General features: G+C 66.3%; 4 protein-coding genes, 1 tRNA gene and 1 pseudogene. 1 reads left to right on the top strand and 5 read right to left on the bottom strand.

Going from position 1 to position 3,453, the window contains the following annotated elements; genetic code table 11:
- From G0Q01_RS22255 to G0Q01_RS22245, 3 genes are all read right to left on the bottom strand, one after another.
- The coding region (locus tag G0Q01_RS22255) for a lytic transglycosylase domain-containing protein (RefSeq protein ID WP_235940332.1) at positions 1-623 on the bottom strand (623 nt) is incomplete at its 3' end.
- Positions 624-642: 19 nt separating this feature from the next.
- Entirely contained in the window at positions 643-876 is a 234-nt protein-coding gene (locus tag G0Q01_RS22250) for a hypothetical protein (protein ID WP_164213880.1), read from the bottom strand.
- Positions 873-2,141, bottom strand: a complete 1,269-nt coding sequence (locus G0Q01_RS22245) for a VirB4 family type IV secretion system protein (protein WP_164213878.1) — start codon at positions 2,139-2,141, stop codon at positions 873-875. Before G0Q01_RS22245 ends, G0Q01_RS22250 begins: the two co-directional genes overlap by 4 nt.
- Here G0Q01_RS22245 and G0Q01_RS22240 point away from each other — a divergent pair.
- Positions 2,100-2,201, top strand: a tRNA-Phe gene (locus G0Q01_RS22240). The genes G0Q01_RS22245 and G0Q01_RS22240 overlap by 42 nt on opposite strands.
- Here the strand turns inward: G0Q01_RS22240 and G0Q01_RS27435 are convergent.
- Both G0Q01_RS27435 and G0Q01_RS22230 read right to left on the bottom strand, forming a co-directional pair.
- Positions 2,157-2,582, bottom strand: a pseudogene (locus G0Q01_RS27435) (type IV secretion system protein B4); the annotation flags it as partial. The gene G0Q01_RS22240 and the pseudogene G0Q01_RS27435 overlap by 45 nt on opposite strands.
- A gap of 652 nt (positions 2,583-3,234) precedes the next feature.
- On the bottom strand, positions 3,235-3,453 hold a 219-nt coding region (locus tag G0Q01_RS22230), incomplete at its 5' end, for a VirB3 family type IV secretion system protein (protein WP_164213879.1).

Genomic DNA, 3,453 nt, shown 5'->3' with positions numbered 1-3,453 from the left:
ATGTAGCGCGCCCCGCCGTCGAGGTTCTGCCAGGGATCGCGCGGATCGACGCCAAGATCGGCGGCGGTGCCGGGCATCAGCTGGCAAAAGCCCATGGCGCCCACATGCGAGACCGCGGCGTTGTTGAAGCGGCTTTCCTGCTTGATGAGCGACTGAAAGAGAATGCGCCAGGTCAGCGGGGTCAGGCCCGCTGCACCAACACCGGCATGGGTTTCGTATTTCGCCGCCGTCTCGATGATCATCTGCTCGACGCTGGCATCGTCACCAAAGAGGCGCTGCGCATCGGCGCTGTCTTCCTCCGTCACCGGGTAGGTCTCAGCTGCGCTCGGAAACTCACCCGCGCCGCCTTCGAAGCCCGAGACATCGGTCGTGCCCGTCGTCTGCTCGAGGAAGCGCGCGTAGGCCTCCAGCTGCTCCTGGTGCAGATCCTGCTGCTCTGCGCGGCGCCCCAACTTTTCCTGCTGCCTGGCAAAGTCACGCTCGCCTTCGGAGAGCCGCGAGATCGCATTGGCAAGGTTCGAGCCGTCGACGATCGGCACACCCTGCGCCAGAGCGCTGGAGCCGGGGACTGCCACCAGCATCAGCCCGGCCACGCCCAGTCCCGCCGACCCGGTCCGCGACATCTTGGGTAGCCGCATGCGCTCAGAGCGGGGAGAACCGGCAATCATCCGCGTCCTCCGCAGCAAAACTCATCTGGGAAGGCGACGCGGCGCCTCGGCTGACCACGGCCCCGCGCGTCGCCGTGGCCGGGATGACTGCGTAGCTGCCCTCGGTCCGGAACGTGCCGGCGCAGGGCGACTTGCGCTCGGTCGAGACGCCAGCGACGCAGCCGACGAGGGCCAGCATCAGCGCGGCGGTGGAGAGGAGCTTTGTCATGCCATGTCCTTCCAGAAGTCAGGGTTGCGGCGCCACTCGAAGGGCGCGCGGTCCTCGCCCTTGGCCCCGCCGCCGAGCACGGTGACGAGATCCGGGCCGAGGCCGGAGAGGTCGAAGTTGACGAAGAGGCTGTCGCCGGCTGAGCGCAGCAGCGCGAGACGCAGACCGCCGGTGCTTTGCGAGACAAACTCCGCCTCGCGGTCATTGAGCTTGAGGATGCGGTAATCCTCGGGATGGGCCGCCGGGTTCGGAAACAGGATCTGCGTCGAGACCATTTCCGAGATGATCGCGCCGACGCTCGACTGCGCGAGATGCCCGGGGGTCTGGGTCAGCATCATCACCACGCAGTTCTTCTTGCGCATGGTGACGAGCCATTCCTGCAGGCGCTTCACGAACATCTCGTCGTTCAGCATCTTCCAGGCCTCGTCGATGACCAGAATGGTCGGGCGGCGGTCCTCGATGACACGCTCGATCCGCCGAAAGAGGTAGGCCAGAAGCGCGGTACGCTCGGTGCCGAGATCGAGCAGCTCGCTCATATCGATGCCGACGATATCCTCGCCGATTTGAATGCCGGTCTCGGCGGCTTCATCAAAGAGCCAGCCGAAGCGGCCTGCTGCTGTCCACTCGCGCACCCGGGCGACGAGATCACCATCATCGTCGGTCTGGTTCACCGCGGAGGCCAGGGCCGAAAAGCTGCGCAGCTCGGGCTCGGCGGCGACCACGCGGCGGATTGCGTCATTCAGCGCCACGGTCTGGAAGGTCTCGAGCGGACGGCCGCTGCGCGAGAGAATGTCGGCGGTCCAATCGGTCAGCCAGGCCGCGCCGCGGCTGTCGGTCTCGGTGAGGAAGGGATTGAAGCCCGTCGGCTGGCCGATCCGCACCGTGCTGTAGGTGCCGCCCAAAGCGCGCACCGCCATTTCGAGGCCGAGGTCCTTGTCGAAGACCACGACGCGCGCGCCGACGCGGCGGGCCTGCGCCATCAAAAACGCGGTGCCGAGCGTCTTGCCCGAGCCCGGGCGCCCCAGCACCAGCGTGTGGCCGCCCGAAGGCTCGGCGGTCCGCGATCCCGGCTCGTGGAAATTGAAGCGGTACTGGCAGGAGGACACCGAGGGCAGGACGGTGATGGTCTCACCCCAGGGCGATTGGTGCTTGTCGCGCCCGGGCGCGCCGGCGTGGAAGGCGGCAAAATCGGCGAAGTTGGTCGAGGTGGTCAGCGCCGCGCGGTGCCGGTAGCGCCAATTGCCCGGCGCCTGGCTGAAGAACATGGCGCGGGCGGCGAAGCTCTCGCGCAACAGCGTGGCGCCCGACTCCTGCCCGGCGCGCCAGACCTCGGAGGCGGCCACTTCCAGCGCCTTTTCGCTATCTGCCGTCACCATGACGGTGAGCTGGTGCTTGCCCAGCACGCCGCGCCCTGAGGCGATGTCATCGAGCAGATCGTAAAGCCCTGCGCGAAGGGATTGCGCAGCATCCTCGGTTGCCCCCATCTGCCGGGCAGTGCGGGCAATCTTTTCTTCGGCCTCGTTGTTGCGGATTGGCGTGAAGCTATTGGTGACGACGATGTCGTAAGGCAGCTCCAGCGCATCGAGCACGGTCGGCAGCGATTTGTTCGGCCAAGCCTTCACGCCAAAGATCGCGCCGAAGCGGCGGGTCATGCCGTTGTCGATAGCAAAGCGCTTCCCCTTGAAGAGATATTGGGCGTTGGTCATGGAGGTCGAGAGGAACTGGCCCGGTTGCCCGTGCATCGGCTGGAACGCCTGGCCCTGGACCGTGCCGAGATAGCCCAGCCAATCGCCGTCCGAGACGCGCAGGCGCCGAAATCCCACGGCGTGATACATCGCCTGAAGCAGACCCATGGCCTCGGCCATGCGCTCCTTACGCACCGCGAGATCGGCCTCGAACGTGGATTTGACGGCCCGGCCGAGCCCCATCTTCTGGCTTGCGCTCGGGCGCATGGCGAGCGTGAGCAGTAGAACCCGGCGCTTGAGGGATTTGGCTGCGATCGTCTCGCGCCAGCGCCGATCAATCTCCGCAGCAAAGCCATCCTCATCCATGGGCGCGAGATCGAGATCCGCGGGGATGGTGATCTTGTTGACGTAAAACCCGAAGCGCTCGCCGAGCTGGCCGACGAGGCGGGCAAAGCCCTGCGTCAGCGCCTCGATCTCCGGGGCCTCGGCGGTGAAGCTGTCGATGCCGCCGATGACGGCCGAGGCCAGAAGGTCACCCTGCCGCGTGAGTATGAGATCATCCTCGGGAGCCGAGAGATAGGGCAGGTGCCGCGCCACCGGCTCTTCGGCAAAGAGGCTTTCGGGCAGCACCGAGCGCAGCAGGGCGCTGTCCTCGAAAAGGGCGGAGAGGCGGTTAAGAGACATAGCGATCGCCCCCATTGCGCGTGTAGGTCCGGGTGCGCGGGGTGGTGGAGAGGACCCCGGCGACGATCTGGAAGAGATGGGGGTTCCGGTCGGCGACGAGCCAGAGGACCGGGTGGGCGATCAGGGCAATACCGAGGAACCGCACATCATCAAAAGCGACAAAGGGGATCACCGAGCCGAGCGCCAGGCTGATGAAATAGCCCAGCGG

It is taken from the genome of Salipiger sp. PrR007 (assembly GCF_010499845.1).
In the GTDB taxonomy this organism is placed as follows: domain Bacteria; phylum Pseudomonadota; class Alphaproteobacteria; order Rhodobacterales; family Rhodobacteraceae; genus Salipiger; species Salipiger pacificus_A.
The sequence above is the reverse complement of the archived record's forward strand: the minus strand, read 5'-3'. Positions and strand labels throughout refer to the sequence as shown.